This is a genomic window from Vibrio sp. 10N.286.46.A8, from assembly GCF_041470165.1.
Classification (GTDB): Bacteria; Pseudomonadota; Gammaproteobacteria; order Enterobacterales; family Vibrionaceae; genus Vibrio; species Vibrio tasmaniensis_A.
This window is the reverse complement of record NZ_JBFRLX010000265.1, coordinates 1-17,573: the sequence shown is the minus strand read 5'-3', so window position 1 is coordinate 17,573 and position 17,573 is coordinate 1. Positions and strand designations below refer to the sequence as shown.

11 protein-coding genes and 1 pseudogene are annotated in these 17,573 nt (G+C 46.2%); 2 read left to right on the top strand and 10 right to left on the bottom strand.

Features of this window, described 5'->3' with window-relative positions; genetic code table 11:
- Positions 1–75 precede the first annotated feature (75 nt).
- The 7 genes from pheT to AB4232_RS20975 all read right to left on the bottom strand — a co-directional run bounded on the left by pheT (position 76) and on the right by AB4232_RS20975 (position 9,886).
- The gene (gene pheT, locus AB4232_RS21005) at positions 76–2,496 is read right to left on the bottom strand and encodes a phenylalanine--tRNA ligase subunit beta (RefSeq protein WP_372087935.1); all 2,421 of its coding nucleotides are present in this window, start codon (positions 2,494–2,496) and stop codon (positions 76–78) included.
- 18 nt (positions 2,497–2,514) lie between these two features.
- Entirely contained in the window at positions 2,515–3,498 is a 984-nt protein-coding gene (gene pheS, locus AB4232_RS21000; RefSeq protein WP_004734764.1) for a phenylalanine--tRNA ligase subunit alpha, read from the bottom strand.
- Between the two features lie 385 nt (positions 3,499–3,883).
- Positions 3,884–5,116, bottom strand: a complete 1,233-nt coding sequence (locus AB4232_RS20995) for a hypothetical protein (RefSeq protein ID WP_372087934.1) — start codon at positions 5,114–5,116, stop codon at positions 3,884–3,886.
- Positions 5,117–5,125: 9 nt separating this feature from the next.
- Positions 5,126–5,947, bottom strand: a complete 822-nt coding sequence (locus AB4232_RS20990; RefSeq protein ID WP_372087933.1) for an outer membrane lipoprotein-sorting protein — start codon at positions 5,945–5,947, stop codon at positions 5,126–5,128.
- Positions 5,948–5,991: 44 nt separating this feature from the next.
- Positions 5,992–8,574, bottom strand: a complete 2,583-nt coding sequence (locus AB4232_RS20985; RefSeq protein ID WP_372087932.1) for an RND family transporter — start codon at positions 8,572–8,574, stop codon at positions 5,992–5,994.
- A gap of 120 nt (positions 8,575–8,694) precedes the next feature.
- Positions 8,695–9,480, bottom strand: a complete 786-nt coding sequence (locus tag AB4232_RS20980) for a TetR/AcrR family transcriptional regulator (RefSeq protein WP_009847004.1) — start codon at positions 9,478–9,480, stop codon at positions 8,695–8,697.
- 223 nt (positions 9,481–9,703) lie between these two features.
- Complete coding sequence (locus AB4232_RS20975; protein ID WP_372087931.1) at positions 9,704–9,886, bottom strand: hypothetical protein; 183 nt, start codon at positions 9,884–9,886, stop codon at positions 9,704–9,706.
- 207 nt (positions 9,887–10,093) lie between these two features.
- On the opposite strand from AB4232_RS20975, the gene AB4232_RS20970 reads away from it, so the two are divergent.
- Entirely contained in the window at positions 10,094–10,873 is a 780-nt protein-coding gene (locus AB4232_RS20970) for a hypothetical protein (protein ID WP_102579977.1), read from the top strand.
- Positions 10,794–11,570 carry a hypothetical protein gene (locus tag AB4232_RS20965; protein ID WP_102249803.1) on the top strand — a complete coding sequence of 259 codons (777 nt, stop codon included), beginning with the start codon at positions 10,794–10,796 and terminating at the stop codon, positions 11,568–11,570. Before AB4232_RS20970 ends, AB4232_RS20965 begins: the two co-directional genes overlap by 80 nt.
- A gap of 334 nt (positions 11,571–11,904) precedes the next feature.
- Here AB4232_RS20965 and AB4232_RS20960 read toward each other — a convergent pair whose 3' ends face one another.
- The 3 genes and pseudogenes from AB4232_RS20960 to AB4232_RS20950 form a co-directional block, all read right to left on the bottom strand.
- Positions 11,905–12,399, bottom strand: a complete 495-nt coding sequence (locus AB4232_RS20960; protein ID WP_009847008.1) for an outer membrane beta-barrel protein — start codon at positions 12,397–12,399, stop codon at positions 11,905–11,907.
- Positions 12,400–12,542: 143 nt separating this feature from the next.
- Positions 12,543–16,625 carry an ATP-dependent RNA helicase HrpA gene (gene hrpA / locus AB4232_RS20955; RefSeq protein WP_372087930.1) on the bottom strand — a complete coding sequence of 1,361 codons (4,083 nt, stop codon included), beginning with the start codon at positions 16,623–16,625 and terminating at the stop codon, positions 12,543–12,545.
- Positions 16,626–16,852: 227 nt separating this feature from the next.
- Positions 16,853–17,573 (bottom strand): annotated as a pseudogene (locus tag AB4232_RS20950) (MipA/OmpV family protein); the annotation flags it as partial.

The following is a 17,573-nucleotide window of genomic DNA, read 5'->3' as shown; positions in this document are numbered from 1 at the left end:
ATATTTAGGACGGTACACCCAAACAAAAAAGGCCTCGCAATGCGAGGCCTTTGTTTTTCTATCTATCAGAAGAGATTAGTCGCGAAGTGCTGCGCCGAATTTCTCTGAGATTGAAGCTACGATAGCATCTACTGAACCAGCGATGTCTGCATCTTCAAGTGTGCGCTCTACAGACTGTAGGCTAAGTGCGATTGCTAGGCTCTTCTTACCTTCTTCAACGCCTTGACCAACGTATACGTCGAACAGTTTAGCGCCTGTTAGGAATTCGCCACCAGCAGCGATACACGCTTCTACGATGTCGCCAGAAGCTACTGCTTCGTCAACAACAACGGCGATATCACGACGGTTTGCAGGGAACTTAGATACGGCTACTGCTTCTGGAAGCACGCGAGTGTTGATAGCTGCCCATTCGATTTCGAATACGATAGTGCGGCCGTTAAGACCAAACTTACGCTCTAGTTCTGGGTGAACAGTACCAATGATACCCACTTCCCTTTCTGTTTCTAAACCAGCGTCTACTACGATAGCCGCAGTTTGACCTGGGTGAAGTGCTGGGTGCTTCGCTGCTTTGAAGCTGTATGCGATTTCGTTTGCAGAAAGCTCAAGAACGGCTTCTAGGTCACCTTTAAGATCGAAGAAATCTACAGTGTTAGTTGCAATGTCCCAGTGCTCTTCGCCACGAGTACCAGAGATAACGCCCGCAAGCATCATTTCTTGGCGCATGCCGTTTTCAGCAGTTGCTTCAGGGATGAAACGTAGGCCTGATTCGAATAGACGAACGCGAGACTGTTGACGCTTCTGGTTGTGAACAACTGTGTTTAGTAGACCTTGGATTAGGCCAAGACGCATTGCTGACATGTCCGCAGAGATTGGGAATGGCAGGATTAGCGGCTCAACACCAGGTACAACAAGTTTTTGCTGTTCTGGTTCTACGAAGCTGTATGTGATTGCTTCGTGGTAGCCACGGTCTACAAGAAGGTCACGAACGCGCTTAAGCGGTTGGTCAGCTTCTTTGTGGTCATTCATTTTAAGTGCCGCTTTAGGCGCTTGGTTTGGAATGTTATCGTAACCGTAGATACGACCTACTTCTTCAATTAGGTCTTGCTCGATTGCGATATCAAAACGCCAAGATGGAGACGTTGCCGTCCAACCAGCTTCAGTGCTCTCGCTCTCTTCAACAACAGTAACTTCACAACCTAGGCGAGTAAGAATTTCCACTACGTCTGTAGATGGGATTTCGTGACCTAATAGGCTGTCTAGCTTAGCGCGACGTAGAGCAACTACGTTTGCTTTAGGAAGATCAGCTTCAGATTCGCTGCCGTTTACTGGCGCAACTTCACCGCCACAGATTTCAACTAGAAGCTGTGTTGCACGCTCCATTGCTGCTGCTTGAAGTGTTGAATCAACACCACGTTCGAAACGTAGAGAAGAATCAGTGTGAAGGCCGTAAGCACGTGCGCGACCACGGATGTGATCCGGTGCGAAGAATGCCGCTTCAAGAAGTACGTCAGTTGTTTCAGTCGTAACACCTGAATCTTGACCGCCAAAGATACCAGCGATTGCTAGAGCTTTGTTTTGGTCTGCGATAACAAGTGTGTTGCTGTTTAGTTCAGCTTCGTTGCCATCTAGAAGTGTTAGCTTTTCGCCCTGCTCTGCTAGACGAACCACGATACCGCCTTCGATCTTAGCTAGATCAAATGCGTGCATTGGTTGGCCTTGCTCTAGCATCACGTAGTTTGTGATGTCTACAACTGGGTCGATTGAACGGATACCACAACGACGCAGTTTTTCTTGCATCCAGATTGGCGATTCCGCTTTCACGTTTACGTTCTTAACCACACGGCCAAGGTAACGTGGACAAGCATCAGTTGCTTTGATTTCAACAGATACTGTGTCTTCAATGCTTGTTGCAACAGCTTCAACTGTTGGCTCTGTAACGTCTGCGCGGTTTAGTACGCCAACTTCACGAGCAAGGCCACGGATGCTGAAGCAATCTGCGCGGTTTGCTGTTAGGTCTACGTCGATAGTTACGTCGTTAAGCTCAAGAAGCTCACGTACGTCCATACCTAGCGTTGTGCCTTCTGGCAGCTCAAGGATGCCGTCTGACTCTACGTCGATACCTAGCTCAGAGAAAGAACAAAGCATGCCGTGCGATGGAACGCCACGTAGTTTTGCTTTCTTGATTTTGAAGTCACCAGGAAGTACTGCACCAACTGTTGCTACTGCTACAGTTAGGCCAAGACGACAGTTAGATGCACCACAAACGATATCTAGCAGCTCTTCTTCGCCGATATCAATTTTAGTTACTTGTAGTTTATCTGCGTCTGGGTGCTGACCGCACTCAACCACTTTACCTACTTTAACGCCGGTGAATTCACCAGCAACAGGTTCTACATCGTCAACTTCCAAACCAGCCATAGTGATTTGGTGAGCTAGCTCTTCGCTGTTAATTGCAGGTTTAACCCACTCGCGTAGCCAAGATTCACTGAATTTCATAGTTTTGACTGCCCCGGATTACTTGAATTGTTTAAGGAAACGAAGGTCGTTCTCGAAGAACGCACGAAGGTCATTTACGCCGTAACGAAGCATCGTTAGACGCTCTACACCCATACCGAATGCAAAACCAGAGTATTTCTCAGGGTCGATGCCAACAGAGCGAAGTACGTTAGGGTGAACCATGCCACAACCTAGAACTTCTAGCCATTTGCCATCTTTACGTTTCACGTCAACTTCAGCTGAAGGCTCTGTGAACGGGAAGAATGAAGGACGGAAACGCACTTCAACTTCTTCTTCAAAGAAGTTACAAAGGAAATCGTTAAGAATGCCTTTAAGTTGTGCGAAGTTTACGTTCTCATCAACTAACATACCTTCCACTTGGTGGAACATTGGCGTGTGAGTTTGATCGTAGTCGTTACGGTAAACACGACCCGGAGCAATGAAGCGGAAAGGCGGTTTGCCGTTTTCCATCGTACGGATTTGAACACCAGAAGTGTGCGTACGTAGCATTAGATCAGGGTTGAAGAAGAAAGTATCGTGATCAGTACGAGCTGGGTGATCGTCTGCGATGTTTAGTGCATCAAAGTTGTGGAATGCATCTTCGATCTCAGGGCCAGACTCAGTGCTAAAGCCAAGCTCACCAAAGAACTGTTCGATACGCTCAACTGTGCGAGTAACTGGGTGAAGACCACCGTTCTCAATGCGACGACCAGGTAGGCTCACATCGATAGTTTCTTCAGCTAGTTTCGCTTCAAGCTCTGCACGTTGTAGTGCGTCTTTGCGAGCTGCGATCGCTTGTTGAACAGCACCTTTCGCTTTGTTGATCTCTTGACCAGCAGTGCGACGCTCTTCAGGTGGAAGTTTACCTAGGCTTTGTAGTTGAAGAGTTAGTTCACCCTTCTTACCTAAATACTGAACTCGCACTTCATCAAGTGCGACTAACGAATCTGCTGTATCAATAGCAGTCGTTGCATTAGCAATGATCTCTTCTAGATGTTGCATCATTTCCTCATCTACCAGTTGGTAGTGTCCGTATCGGATGATTAGTTTTTTTAGATAGCTACACATAGTAATCAAACACGCTACCAATGCCAAATTGAATCGCTAAAAGAACAAGTTATTGACTAAAAACACGGCAAATTTAACGTTAGAAAACAGAATTTCATTGAAATCGATGAAATCAAAGAGAAACCGATACAAAAACGTCACCAAGTGAGACAGTTTGATTACATTCACAGAACCTTGTTTGAGGCGTGATGTTAGAAAGAGATCAGTAGAAGAGTGAGATTGAGAATGGAAACCAAGGAGCGAGGTTTAAAGCCGTCGCTCCCTGGTTTTCTGATGAGATCGATTTGCAAAATAGATAGCGAATCTAAATAGCGAATCTTTAGAAATAGTACTCCAACGCTACCTCAACAAAATCATCCTTTCGAGCGAAGAACAATAAGTCTTCTGGGGTTTCGTTCTCAAACAACCAAGCGTTCAATCGCCACTTGAGGTTGTTATTGATTCGGCTTGAAGCTTCGAGCTTCGCGCTGTAGACATCGCTGTTATCTAAGTCTTGAGTAATGCCTGTAAGCACTTCGGTGCCGTCTTCATCGTTCAAGGCAAAACGCGCCCCGAGGAACACATCGTTTTGGCCGATGGTTTGGGCATTGTTACCTCTGCTGTCATACAAGTATTCAGCGATAAAGCCGATGTCCCAATATGACTCAAGCGCTCCAACCCATGTGTATTCAAAGCCTGTTGCTACGCCTGTGTGGTTGTCGTAGCTGTCGCGATAAATGCTTTCCAGCTTCCATAACCAATCACCGATAATACCCTGCACATCGAGTCCGAAGTGCTGCATTTGCGCGTAGTAAGGCTTAAGTTGATTGCCTTGCACACGGTAGTAAGGGTCGCGATTTGTACCACCTAAGTAACTTAAACCAACATCCCAATCGCCGTACATTTGGCTATAACGCAATGCCACATCGACGTGTTTTTCTTCTCGCGAAGATTCGTAAAGCGCATCATCCGATACGGGCACTGTTGGCCTTAATCGACCATCTTCCCCGGCGAAGGTACGTTCACGAAAATACGGCAATAACATGGCATCAATGGTCCCCCAGTCTTTAATCGACGTGAAGTGCACCATGGGCTGACCTAACTTCGATTCACCATCGACCGATTCAATGGCATCGGTTTGGTTTACTACATCGACCAAATGCGCCGATTCGGTCACACCCCAGAACACCTTGCCGACACCCGCTCGCAGTTCGTAGTCATCCCAATACGTTAGGTATAGAGCTTCGCGAACGTCGCCATGGGTTCGCTCATCGTCTTCGCTGTCTAGACGGTAAAACGGCGTGAAGGTAAAGCTGCCATTGCCCTCTTGTTGCTCCCAATAAAACTCTGGTTGCAACACCAGTGAGCTTTGCCCTTTATCTTGCCCTTGCAAGCCGTTGCTAAAGAACTGCCTGTGTTCGAGGTTAACCTGCCCTGCGAGTTCCGGGGTGACCTGTTCTACGAACTCAGAGCTAAATCCAGCCGCCACACATGGCAACGACACTTGCATTAGCCCAACTGTCGCCGCCAAGGTTAAAGATAACTGCGTTCCTGTTGCCACAATCCTTTTCATATTCTTGCCTTACTTTGCACGTTTTAGTGTGTTTTTCTGGAAATCTTTGTCCTTAAGACCGGTTTGGAACGCTAAATCTGTCGTGGTTAAAACGGTGCTTTTGCCTGTTTGATGGTTTTGCATCGACATGGTGTGTGCGCGCCAGTATTGGTTTAGGTATTGTTTGTAGTCTTGGAACGACAGGGTTTTCAGCAATGCGCCTTTGCGGTCGTAAAACTCCACTTGAACGGGGCGGTAGTATTGTTGGTCTAGCCATACCTTTTGCATGGTGTAACCAGAGTTTTTGTCGGTCGGAACTTGCTCCAAGACAAAGGTATCGACGCCTTCGATTTTGGCGTCTTCAATGTAGTTGAAGGTGTACTTTTCTAACTCGAACGAGCTCAAGTCTTCGTAAGCAAATTCACTGCCCATAAACGGGCCCGATTTGTTGCGTGAAGATATGCGTTTTACACGCTTCAATGCAGGCAAATACAGCCATTGATCATCCGATTTAGTGATGTGTGAATGGTTTAAGAAAGCCGTGCCTTTTACGTCGCGAGGCTCATCAAAAATCGTCAGCCCTTTGTCACCATCGTCATCCACTTCTAACGATTTCAATCGCATTAGGCGTGTGCTGCTTTCGCCTTGTTTGTTGCGAAGTAGCATTTCCATGGTCGCGACAGAATCGCCCCACCCCAGATCAACGGCTTTGCGTTGCTCCGCGATTTCAAGGCCTTTCGCTGGGTCGGCTAACGCAGGGAAAGCGGCGAATGTGCCTATTGTTAAGGTGCCGACGCTTAATGAGCTGACAGTAAGTAATGTAGTAACGAATGATTGTTTAACACTTTTCATAAATTTCTCCTTGAGTCAGCCCACCGAAGCAGGCTGACGATTCCTTATTTGGTTGAAGTAGACAGTTCGCCAGCAGGGTTAGACGGGTTGGATTCGTGCTGAGGTTTATCTGAATAGTGAGTCTGTTTATCGAAGATCATCAGTAAGCTCGGTAGCAAGATGAAGTCGACCACCAACGCAATGAAAATCACAATCGCGCTGAGTAAGCCCATGTCGGAATTGAGTCTGAAGCTCGACATCGCCAGTACAGAGAAACCCGCCACAAGCACGACCGTGGTGATCCACAGTGCGCGACCAACGGTGTGGAAGGCGTAACGAACGGCTTCTTCTGCTGATTTCCCTTCCATTCTGGCGCGTTGGTATTTACTCAAAAAGTGCACTGCATCATCGACAACGATACCCAGTGTGAGCGTGACCACGACTGACAAACCTAGGTTGATTTCACCAGAGATCAGCGCCCATAAACCAAAGCCGATAATTGCCGGGGCAATGTTTGGCACTAGGCTGATGATGCCTAAGCGAACCGAGCGCAGTGCGAAGATCATCAAGCCAGAGATAAGCACTAAGGTAATAGGCAGAGTTGATAGCATGCTCGCCATGTTGGTTTCGCCAATGTGAGCAAACATCAGTGATGGGCTCGATGCGACCACTTCATACTGAGGTGCATTAGCCGCAAACCATGAGTAGATGCGCTCTTCGAGTTCAACCAATTCCACACTGCCTAGGTTGTCTACCGTCAGCACCATTTTTATCGATGATTTATCGACGTTGATTTGGTTGTTCAAGTCCAAGCCGTACGGCAGAGACATCTCGTAAAGCAGTAAGTATTGCGCGGCTAACTCTCGGTTAAGCGGCAGTTGGTAGTAGCTATCGTCATCGCCATGCATGTTCTTATTCAAACGCATGTAAACATCGGAAAGCGTTGCCACGTGGTCGGTTTCTGGTTGAACACGTAGCCAATCGGTAAAGTCACCAATCGCTTGCAAGAACACAGGATCGCCAATCGCTTGAGACTCGTTGGTTTTCACCGCAATGCTGATGGTCGTCATGCCGCTTACAGTCTGTTCCATGAAGTCCGCTGCTTGTCTGAATTCGCTTGAGGTATCGAAATACTTCACCGATTCATCATTCACTTTGTTGAGTGGAATTAACGCGGCTGCACCAACAATCACTAGAGTCGAAATAGGCAGCAGAGCTTTGCGGTTAGCAACGACAAAATCACCGAGCTTATCCATAAAAGTGACTTTGCTTTGTGCCGCCCCTTTTCCTTGCGTAGATAAGTTCGCTGGCAAGGTCTTCACTGGCAATAGTTTTAACAGCGCAGGAAGCATGGTCACGGATAGGAAACACGCGATGATCACGCCCAATGCCGACAAGTTACCGAAGTCTCGCAATACGGGAGAATCCGACATGTTCATCATCAAGAAACCAATCGCGGTGGTGACAGAAGTAATTAAGATTGGCATCGCATTAAGCTTGATGCTGTATTGAATGGCTTGTGCTTTCTCCATTCCGCGCTGCATGGCTTGTCTCATGGTCACGATCACGTGAACACAATCAGCAACGGCAAGGGTTAGTACTAAGGTTGGAACGTTGACCGTTGCGGTGCTGAGGAACATCCCTGCCCAGCCAGACAAACCCATGGTCGCAACAATCGAAGAGATAATCACAACTAAGGTAGCCACCACGCTAAAGAACGAGCGCAACATAAAGGTCAGGAACACCAATACCACCAACAGCATTAACGGCACGAGCGTTGAGCTGTCTTCTTGAGCCGACATCATAAAGGCGTTGTTCATGGCAATGATGCCCGCTTTGTGGAACTCGACGCTCGGGTAATCGGCTTGGTACTTGGCGATCATAGTATTGATAGCCGCGATCACTTCTTGCACTTCGGCGGTTTTATCCACTTCAGGCAATTGCACGGTGACGTTAACAATGGTCACGTCACCAGAGGCTGACACTAATGCGTTTTTAAGCAGTGGCTCGTTGAGGGCGATCTGTTTAACTTTGGCAATTCGCTCGGGCGTGTGCTCGTATTCTTCGTACAGCAAGTCTTCGACCAAGAGGTCATCTTCAACCGCTTCGGTATGCTGATAATTAGCAAGCGAATCGACACGGCTTGAGTACGGGATCTGCCACGCATCGACCGTCAGGTTTTGAATTAAGGTGAGGGTTTCTGGAGTGAAGACATTGCCGCCTTCTGGTGCGACGACAATCGCGAGGTTGTCAGTTTTCGCAAAGGTGGTTTGGATTTCATCGAACGCCATCAACTGTTTGTTGGTGCCTTCGAAGAAGATATTGTAGTCCCCTCTAAAGTAGAGGTTCTTCGCCCCTAATGCAGAGAGCATGATGATCGAAAAAACCACCAGCAGAACGATAAACGAACGCTTGGTCGGTATTGAGTGCCAACTGTTATCTAGATTATAAGCCTGTTGACCTGAGTTGGACGATTGACTCTCTAAATCGGGGTTATTAGCTAGATCGAGGTGACTAGTTGAATCAGGGTTACTCATTAAATCAGAGCTATTAGCTAAATTGGGCTTCTGGCTGTCATGTTCCATCACAGTCTCCATTTGTGACGATTCGTCATAGTTGTGTCTTAAAAAGCCAGCCGGAGCTGACAAAAGACACAATTCTTAGTCATACACTCAAGAAAACCAAAACCACACTAGGCAAACTTAAGTTTATGACGAATCGTCACTAATGGTTATTAATAAACCCACACGAGTGGGCTTAATGGAAGATTATCGACCTACTGACTCTAGGTAAGCGACTTCTTCACTGAACAGTTCTTGTTCTACACGGCGCCAGGTTTTGCGGTAATCCCAATCGCTAGAAAGGGGCTGCCAATTTAGGCCGTCTAGTAGCATGTTCGCGTTGTGTAATACTGAATACGGGTCTTGTAACCGCTTAATACAATGGCTGTTTGATGCGTTCTGTGACAAAGCATTTGAACCAAATGCGATTGACCAGTTAGCAAACACGATGGCATCTGAACCCACACCAGAAGAGAACTTAAGGTCACCGGCTTCTACTGCTCGGTTTACCATTGAATCGGCTTGTTCAATCACCAACTCTTCCAGTTCATTCATCTCGGTTACACGTGCACTAGACGCTTTCTCTAGTACCCACGGGCTTTTCGCCATGATCGCACAGGTTGATAGTACCGGTTCCATGCGAGCATAGATTCGGTAAGCAACGTGCAGTGCGACAATCTTTTCACGTGTGTTGCCTTCAAACTCTCCAGAACGAGCAAACATCAATGCCTCGGTCTTTAAAGAGTGAATACACAAGGCTAAAACCACGTCTTCTTTGCTGCAAAAGTGATTGTATATCGTACCTTTAGAATAAGAACTTGCTGCCGTTAGCCTATCCATCGTGAGGTTTCCGAACCCTTGTTCTCGAACCAGATCTTTTGCTAACAACATCAATTCTACTTCTCGGTCTGCTATAGACTGCTGCTTTTTAGACAACACGCCTTTGCAACCAAAGATACCTTGTTTATCGCCTTTACAACCAAAGCCAAACATAATTTCTCAGTCCGTATTTGAGCTTAGCTATCATCTAAGCTTCGCCAGTATTTAAAACGCTCCTATCCAATATATTAACACGAATAGTAAATTCATGTAGTTAACCATTTTGTGACGTTTCGTCACTTCTGACTTATCGTCATAATAGCGCAAATATTGATCATATCAAGGTGTTTCATAAAATTAAATTCACTTTATGAATAGATGAGAAAACCATCAATAATCACATCGCGTTACTCACCAGCCTGCCGTCATTAACTGGCATAGCATCAGTAACCAACATAAGATCAATAACCGACACAGCATCACTAACCAACGCAACATCACTAACCAACACAGGAAGAAGCGCCTTAGTTTGGCGAAACCAATACAAGCCCATTACGCTGTCTTCATCTAAATAGAGCATGATGGTTTAGGACAGTCAGCTATTCGAGCCGAATGGAGGGGTACGTAAACCACGAGAATGAGTGAGTTCAGGTTCACTTTTTGGTGCAGACCTCTCCTTATGGTTAATATTTGGCTTACTAATGCCGTTTTCTACTAAGTTGCTATAAATTAGGTAAGGGGTGACTTACAATAGTGACAACGACTTACCTTTTTTGAGAACACGATATTGAGCGCCAAATATTCTTATTTAGCTTGGCAAGTGAATACTTCTAGCCCAGCAGAAAAGCTTGTTTTATTGATGCTTGCAGACGGTGCTGACGAATTCGGCTACACCAATGTGTGCTTACAAACAGCAGGTCAACTTTGTGCTCTCTCTACGTTTGGTTTAGCCGACTGCCTTAAGTGTTTAGTCGACCAAGGTTTTCTCGATAAGATAAAAGTAGATTATCGAGATCAAAAAGAGATTCACGTTTTCAAAATGCTCATTGAGCAAGAGCAAGCTACGGCGCACGTTGAGGTTCAACCGACCAACAGTATTCCTGTCTACTCTACGGCACCTGCACCTGCACCTGCACCTGCACCCAAGTTTCAGCCTGCTCCGGCACCGATGCAACACATGCAGCATGCCCCTCGCCCACAAGGCCGAGGCTCAATGAACAGCAACACCGTCTCTACTCATGATCTCAACGAAGAAGAGATACCATCATGGGCAGAACGTGCGTTTAAATTCTCCGGTTTGACCGGTGACCATAGTTTAGTATGGAAGAAATTTGTCCTCTGGTATAAAGCCAAAGCCAATGAATTAATGCCACTATCTCGGATTGAATCCAAGCTGCAGTACTGGCTAGTTAACGAGAAGCAAAATGAAAGACAACAACAGCAGAAGACCTCTCAATATTCAGGAAATGCAGGACAAGCTCAAGGAAATGGGTATAGACAAAAGCTTAGCCCATCTGAACGCTTCAGGCAGCAGCTCATTCAAAAAGGCAAAAAGCCAACCTTCTGAGCCAGCTTCACCTGTTGTTCCTGACTCTACAGGCTCAATAATACCTGAAGTTATTGAAGCACAGAGCACTGAAGTAGCGACACCCAATGCTGCTAGCACGGGTTCGTCTCAACAAGTGCCTGTTGTTGACCAAGATCCAGCAGAATTAGAGCTGACCGATTGGTGTATCCATGTGTTCGGTTCTTTCTTGAGCGTGTACGAAACTCAGTGGGAATACCAATACGGTAGTGAGCCAAGCGGAAAGTTTCTTGAGTTTGCCCACTCTGTTGACTCAGACGGCCTTAACCGCGTGCTAATGCACTGTCATGAACGTATTCAACTTGGCAACAGTTGGCCGCCGCAAATGGGTGAGCTTTGGATTCTAAAGGATTCATTAACAGAAGAAGAGCTGCTTGATAGCCGCATTCGCGTGTTGTCACGCACAGCTGTTAACAACATTGAAAAGTGGCTTATCCAAAACAAGCTGTACGACTTGAAACGCACCGCTGAAAACAAGCTTGATGGCCTGTTTAAGAAGTACTATTTGGAAGCAAAACGTTTAGATGAGAAAGGCATGCTAGAAACTGAATTACCGCAGTTCCTTCTTGCTGCTAACTCCGTAAAGAACCTGAACGATTTAAAACGTGAAGAGTACGAAAGCCAACACGGCAAAGCGATTAACCCAAGAATTCAGAAAATTCTAAACAGTAAAAAGTAGCCTTCTACGGTCTACGGTCTACGGTCTACGGTCTACGGTCAGAAAATACCGTCAAGATTACCCGGTCAATAGATACAAAAATGCCAGCTACCAAGCTGGCATTTTTTATGAGTTTTTATACCAATCACAGTAAGTAAATGATCATAAATAGCGCCGGAAAAAGGCTTGAGAACAAGGCAGCAATTTTTGATAAGTAGTTATTCTACAATCAAAATTTCTAACGAAGTTATCGAGCGTTTTAACTAGCTAGGATGAACAGTTATTTACTACGATTGGTATTATAAACCCATCAAACAATTATCCGACCGCTTTTTACGATCGCCTTACTGATTAATTACAGTAGGTGGATAGTTGCGTTTAGAGAGAAAACGCCTGAGTCGTCATCTTTCATGTTGAAGTTTTGGTAGCTAGCGCCTACAGATAGTGGGCCAAAGATGAAGTATTCTGCGCCTACACCGTACATGATATCAACTTCGTCTTGCTTGAAGCCGTTCGCTTTAAGCTCATAAGAGTGAAGACCACCCTTCGCGTATACGTGAAGAGGACCAAAGTCGATGCTTGGTTTGATTGCTAGGTAAGTTGTGCTTGCGTCTAGTTTAGTCAGTGTTTGGTTGCCGTATTTAACACTGTCGAAAGAACCTAGATCCCAGTAACCCGCTTCAACACCAATAAATGGAAGGATGCCCGTACCCACGTGGATACCCATCGCTGTCTCTTCTTGATTACCTAATGAGTTTTGACCACCCATTGCGCCGCCGTACAACCAAGAATCAGCCATCGCTGTTGAAGATGCACCTAGCAGTGCTAGAGCCAATAACGTTTTTTTCATATTCGACCTTTTTCGTCCTGTTGGCAGGCCTTGCGTGGTAATGAATTGCCACCAAGTCGCCCTGTATGTAATAACTATTCAATTAGTAATGCAATAAGCAAGATTTATACCCAAACCTTGCCACTGCGTCTAGCTTTATTCGTTTAGCAAGCATCAATCGCGTTTTTAACACGCTTATCTGATACTGGGTAAGGTGTACCGAGTTGCTGTGCGAAGAAGCTTACACGAAGCTCTTCTATCATCCAACGCACCTCTTTTACATTTTCTGGAACCGCGATCCCTTTTGGAATTTTATTCAGCAGCTCTTTGTAATCATTCATTACAGAGTCCACTTTGATCATATGAAGGCGATCTTTATTCGGGTCAATCGGCAGTTTTTCCATTCGGCGCTCTATCGCTTTCATATAGCGTAGAATATCCGGCAAGCGTTTCCAGCCGCATTCTGTGGCAAACCCCTTAAAAATCAAACCTTCTATTTGAGCTTTAATGTCTGAAAGCGCAAATGCCATTGAAAGATCCACACGCCCTTTCAGCTTCTTACTGATGGCGAATGCCGTGGTTAAGATGGTTTCAACCTGCTGAGCAATCTCAACAACGGTGTCATCCAACTCTGCACGTACGTGTTCTTTTAGAGCTTCAAACTGCTCTGGCTCCCAAACTATGCCGCCCTTCTGCTCAATCAGCTTATCAATACCACAAGCGATACAGTCATCGATAAGATCGAGCACCTGTCCGTATGGGTTGAAGTACAAACCGAGCTTAGATTTGTTCGGTAAATTCGAGTGCAAGTATTTGATCGGCGATGGTACGTTCAACAGAATTAAACGACGCTGACCCGATTTCATTGCAGTGATCTGCTCTTGTTCTGTTTCGAACAATTTGATCTCTACGCTGTCTTTGGTGTCCACCAGTGCTGGGAAGGCTTTAACATCATAGCCACCACGTTTCTGCTGGTAGACTTTTGGTAACTCACCAAAGCTCCACGTATGCAGGTTTTGCTGCTCGATGTCATCGTCTGCCACTTTAGAAAGTGTTTCTTGAACCTTGTCTTTCAGGCTCTCTTTCAACTCATGCAGGTCTTTCTGCTCTTTCAGTTTGCGCTTGCGATGATCCACAGCACGGAATGTTACCTTTAAGTGCTCTGGAATCTGGTCTAACTTCCAGTCATCACGTACCACTTCCACACCGGTCATGCGGCGCAGCTCTTTCTCAAGCGAATCCAATAATGGAGCTTCAAGCGGCGTAACACGAGCCAAGAACGCATCTGCATAGTTTGGCGCAGGCACAAAGTTACGGCGTAGCGTTTTTGGTAGTGACTTAATTAGGCTAATCACCAGTTCCTGACGTAGGCCTGGGATCTGCCAATCAAAACCGTTCTGGTCTATTTGGTTCAAGATAGGCAGCGGAATGTGTACCGTTACACCATCGTTGTCATCGCCCGGCTCAAATTGGTAGCTCAGCTTCAGCTTGATACCGTTTTGGTGCCAGAAGTTCGGGTAATCCAAATCAGTAACGTGGCTTGCATCACCGCGGAACAGCATCGACTTTTCGAAGTTAAGCAGCTCTGGTGTTTTCTGGCTGGTTTGCTTCCACCATGTGTCGAAGTGACGTCCTGAAACTGCCTCTTCACCCACACGCTGGTCATAGAAATCGAACAGTTCATCATCGTCGATCAAGATGTCACGACGACGCGATTTATGTTCTAGCTCTTCCACTTCTTGTAGAAGCTTACGGTTTTGTTTTAAGAAGGCATGTTTAGTTTCCCACTCACCTTCAACAAGTGCGCTACGTACAAACAGCTCACGGCTGACGGTTGCGTCAATCGCACCATAGTTCACTAAACGTTTCGGGATGATTGGGATTCCGTAAAGCATCACTTTTTCGTGAGCCATTACTGCCGCTTGCTTCTTCGACCAATGTGGTTCGCTGTAGCTACGCTTAATCAAGTGTTTCGCTAATGGTTCAATCCATTCAGGCTGAATTTTGGCGATAACACGGCCCCAAAGTTTTGAGGTTTCCACCAGCTCCGCAGACATGATCCACTTAGGCTGTTTCTTAAATAAGCCAGACGCAGGGAAGATATGGAAGCGTGCGTTACGAGCACCTTGATATTCATTCTTCTCTTGGTCTTTCATACCGATGTGTGAAAGCAAACCTGATAGCAGAGACATGTGAATGCCATCGTAGCTGCCCGGCTCCGTATTCAGCTTGGTATCCAATTCACGCATTGCTTGGTGAATTTGGAAGTACACATCTTGCCATTCACGGATACGTAAATAGTTGAGGTAATCTTGCTTACACTGTTTGCGGAACTGGTTACTCGACAGCGCTTTTTGTTGCTGCTTAACGTAATCCCAAAGGTTCACAAACGTGATGAAATCTGACTCTTTATCGAAGAAGCGCTTGTGCTTATCGTCAGACGATTGTTGCTTGTCTGATGGACGCTCACGCGGGTCTTGAATCGACAATGCAGAGGCAATCACCATCACTTCGTGTAAACAGCGGTTGCTTGGCGCTTCAATCACCATACGAGCTAAACGCGGATCAATAGGCAGCTTAGCGAGCTTGCGACCAATTGCCGTTAGCTTCTTCTTGTCGTCGCCATGGTTCTTGTTTTTGTTCGCTGACGGTTCAACTGTCGCAATCGCACCCAACTCTTCAAGTAGCCTTACACCATCTTGAATATTGCGCTTATCGGGCGCTTCAACAAATGGGAATGCTTGAATGTCGCCTAGGCCCAGCGCTGTCATCTGAAGGATAACCGATGCTAGGTTAGTACGAAGAATCTCAGGGTCAGTAAACTCTGGGCGTGATTCGAAATCTTCCTCAGAGTACAGGCGAATACAGATACCTTCCGCAACACGACCACAACGACCTTTACGCTGGTTCGCACTCGCTTGAGACACTGGCTCAATAGGTAGACGTTGTACTTTTGTACGGTAGCTGTAGCGGCTAATACGCGCCGTACCTGGGTCGATGACATACTTAATGCCCGGCACGGTTAACGAGGTTTCTGCCACGTTGGTCGCCAGAACGATGCGTCGACCAGTATGAGACTGGAAGATACGGTTCTGTTCACCCGCAGAAAGGCGTGCGTAAAGCGGAACAATTTCGGTATCACGTAAGTTACGTTTACTTAAAGAGTCCGCGGTATCACGAATCTCACGCTCACCGTTCATGAAGATCAAGATATCGCCTTGGCCTTCATCACACAGCTCATCAACGGCTTCAAAGATACCTTCGATTTGATCGCGGTCTGAATCACTGTCATCACCACCTAGTGGGCGGTAACGCGTATCTACTGGGTAAGTACGGCCTGACACTTCAATGATCGGCGCGTTGTTAAAGTGCTTCGAGAAACGCTCAGGATCGATAGTCGCCGACGTGATAATCACTTTCAAGTCAGGACGCTTTGGTAGAAGCTCTCTCAAGTAACCCATGATGAAGTCGATGTTCAGGCTACGTTCGTGCGCTTCATCGATAATGATGGTGTCGTACTGGCTTAAGAAACGGTCGTGTTGAATTTCCGCCAGTAGAATACCGTCGGTCATCAATTTGATTTGGGTGTTTTCAGAAATTTGGTCGTTGAATCGAACCTTGTAACCAACGAATTCACCCAACTGCGTTTCCATCTCTTCCGCAATACGGTTTGCAACCGAACGCGCCGCAAGGCGACGAGGCTGAGTATGACCAATTAGGCCAAAACGACCTCGGCCAAGCTCAGAACAGATCTTGGGTAACTGAGTAGTTTTACCCGACCCCGTTTCACCCGCCACGATAACTACTTGGTTTTCAGCAATGGCTTTCGCAATATCATCGCGCTTTTGGCTTACTGGGAGAATCTCTGGGTATTCGATGGTTGGTTTCTGCGCAGCACGCTGAGTTGCCGTCATCATTGACTTGGCAATATCTAACGCAATCTCATCGAAGACAGCGTGCTTAGATTGTTCGTTCTTGATTTTACTCGCGCCAGTAATTCGCTTACTCAAACGGAAGCGATCACGCATCATACATTCGTGGAGCGCTTTACGAAGAGATACTGGGCTATTCTGAGATGATTTTGTCTTTGTCGCTGACTGTTCAGCTTTCTTGGCATTTGCTTGTTCAGCATTTAATTGTTTAGCAGGTCGGTTCGATGCAGGCGTATTTGATTTCGCTTCGTTCTGTGGAGAACTTGGCTGTGCTGCATTCTTGTTGTTATCTGCTTTTTCCGGAGACGAAGTCAAAGCGTGTCCTATTCTTGTACTTATTAAACTCGCGCGATTATATCACAAGTCTCAAACAAAAAAGCCTGACAACAAAGGGAAAACCTTTTGCTATCAGGCTGATTAGTCACTCTCACGTTAGTAAAAGCGATGGAAGCGTGACGAACGCAAACCGAATGTTTCAAAAATCACAGTTAAAAACTAAACGCTAAAAACGCCTGTTATAAACTGCCTGCTAAAAAACGCGCTTAAAACTCGTACTGTAGATAAACCGTGTTGTAGTTACTGCCGCCTTTGATTCGACCAAACTGAGAGGCGTTTTCAAAAATAGCAGAACGGTGATGCAACGAATAGCCGAACCATAAGTTGTTCAGGTCATTCTTACTCATTAAGTCACCTACGTTTACATCGACCGAAAAGTCGAGATAATTAAGCAAATGGCTCCCGTTATAACCCTTCTCTTTCATCTCTTTCGCTTCGATGTAAGTCAGCGAATCGATGTAAGACATACCTTCTGCCACACCAACACGCCATTGCGTCGGCCAGTCGAAAGTGTAATACGCTTTGATAGCGACAATGTATTCAGTGCTGCTTGACTGAACATCTGAATTCCAGTGATGCGCGATACCCGGTGTTAAGTAGATGTCCAATGGGAAACCGAAGATCTCATCGGTTAACGGGTGGCCATAGAAGAATGAGGTCAACTGGTTGTTGTATTCGTCTTTCTCCCTGTTGAATTTCATGATGTCGCCAATATTCGATGGCGTCGCCCAGCCGTGTGCAACACGTAAATACGGCGCATTGCTCAGCTTAGGTTTTGGCGCTTTGGTTTTATCATTGAAAAAGCCAAAACCAAGGTAAAGTTCGCCTTGATAACGGTCTTCGACAATCGACGAGTCATAGGCGTTATCATCCAGTCGAGTCACACTGGTTGAACCCAATAAATACAAGTTCGAAAACACATGGTAA

Coding starts and splice junctions, on each gene's coding strand:
- pheT (WP_372087935.1), bottom strand. CDS start 2,496: ATGAAATTCAGTGAATCTTGGCTACGCGAGTGGGTTAAACCTGCAATT.
- pheS (WP_004734764.1), bottom strand. CDS start 3,498: ATGCAACATCTAGAAGAGATCATTGCTAATGCAACGACTGCTATTGAT.
- AB4232_RS20995 (WP_372087934.1), bottom strand. CDS start 5,116: ATGAAAAGGATTGTGGCAACAGGAACGCAGTTATCTTTAACCTTGGCG.
- AB4232_RS20990 (WP_372087933.1), bottom strand. CDS start 5,947: ATGAAAAGTGTTAAACAATCATTCGTTACTACATTACTTACTGTCAGC.
- AB4232_RS20980 (WP_009847004.1), bottom strand. CDS start 9,480: ATGTTTGGCTTTGGTTGTAAAGGCGATAAACAAGGTATCTTTGGTTGC.
- AB4232_RS20975 (WP_372087931.1), bottom strand. CDS start 9,886: ATGCTCTATTTAGATGAAGACAGCGTAATGGGCTTGTATTGGTTTCGC.
- AB4232_RS20965 (WP_102249803.1), top strand. CDS start 10,794: ATGGGTATAGACAAAAGCTTAGCCCATCTGAACGCTTCAGGCAGCAGC.
- AB4232_RS20960 (WP_009847008.1), bottom strand. CDS start 12,399: ATGAAAAAAACGTTATTGGCTCTAGCACTGCTAGGTGCATCTTCAACA.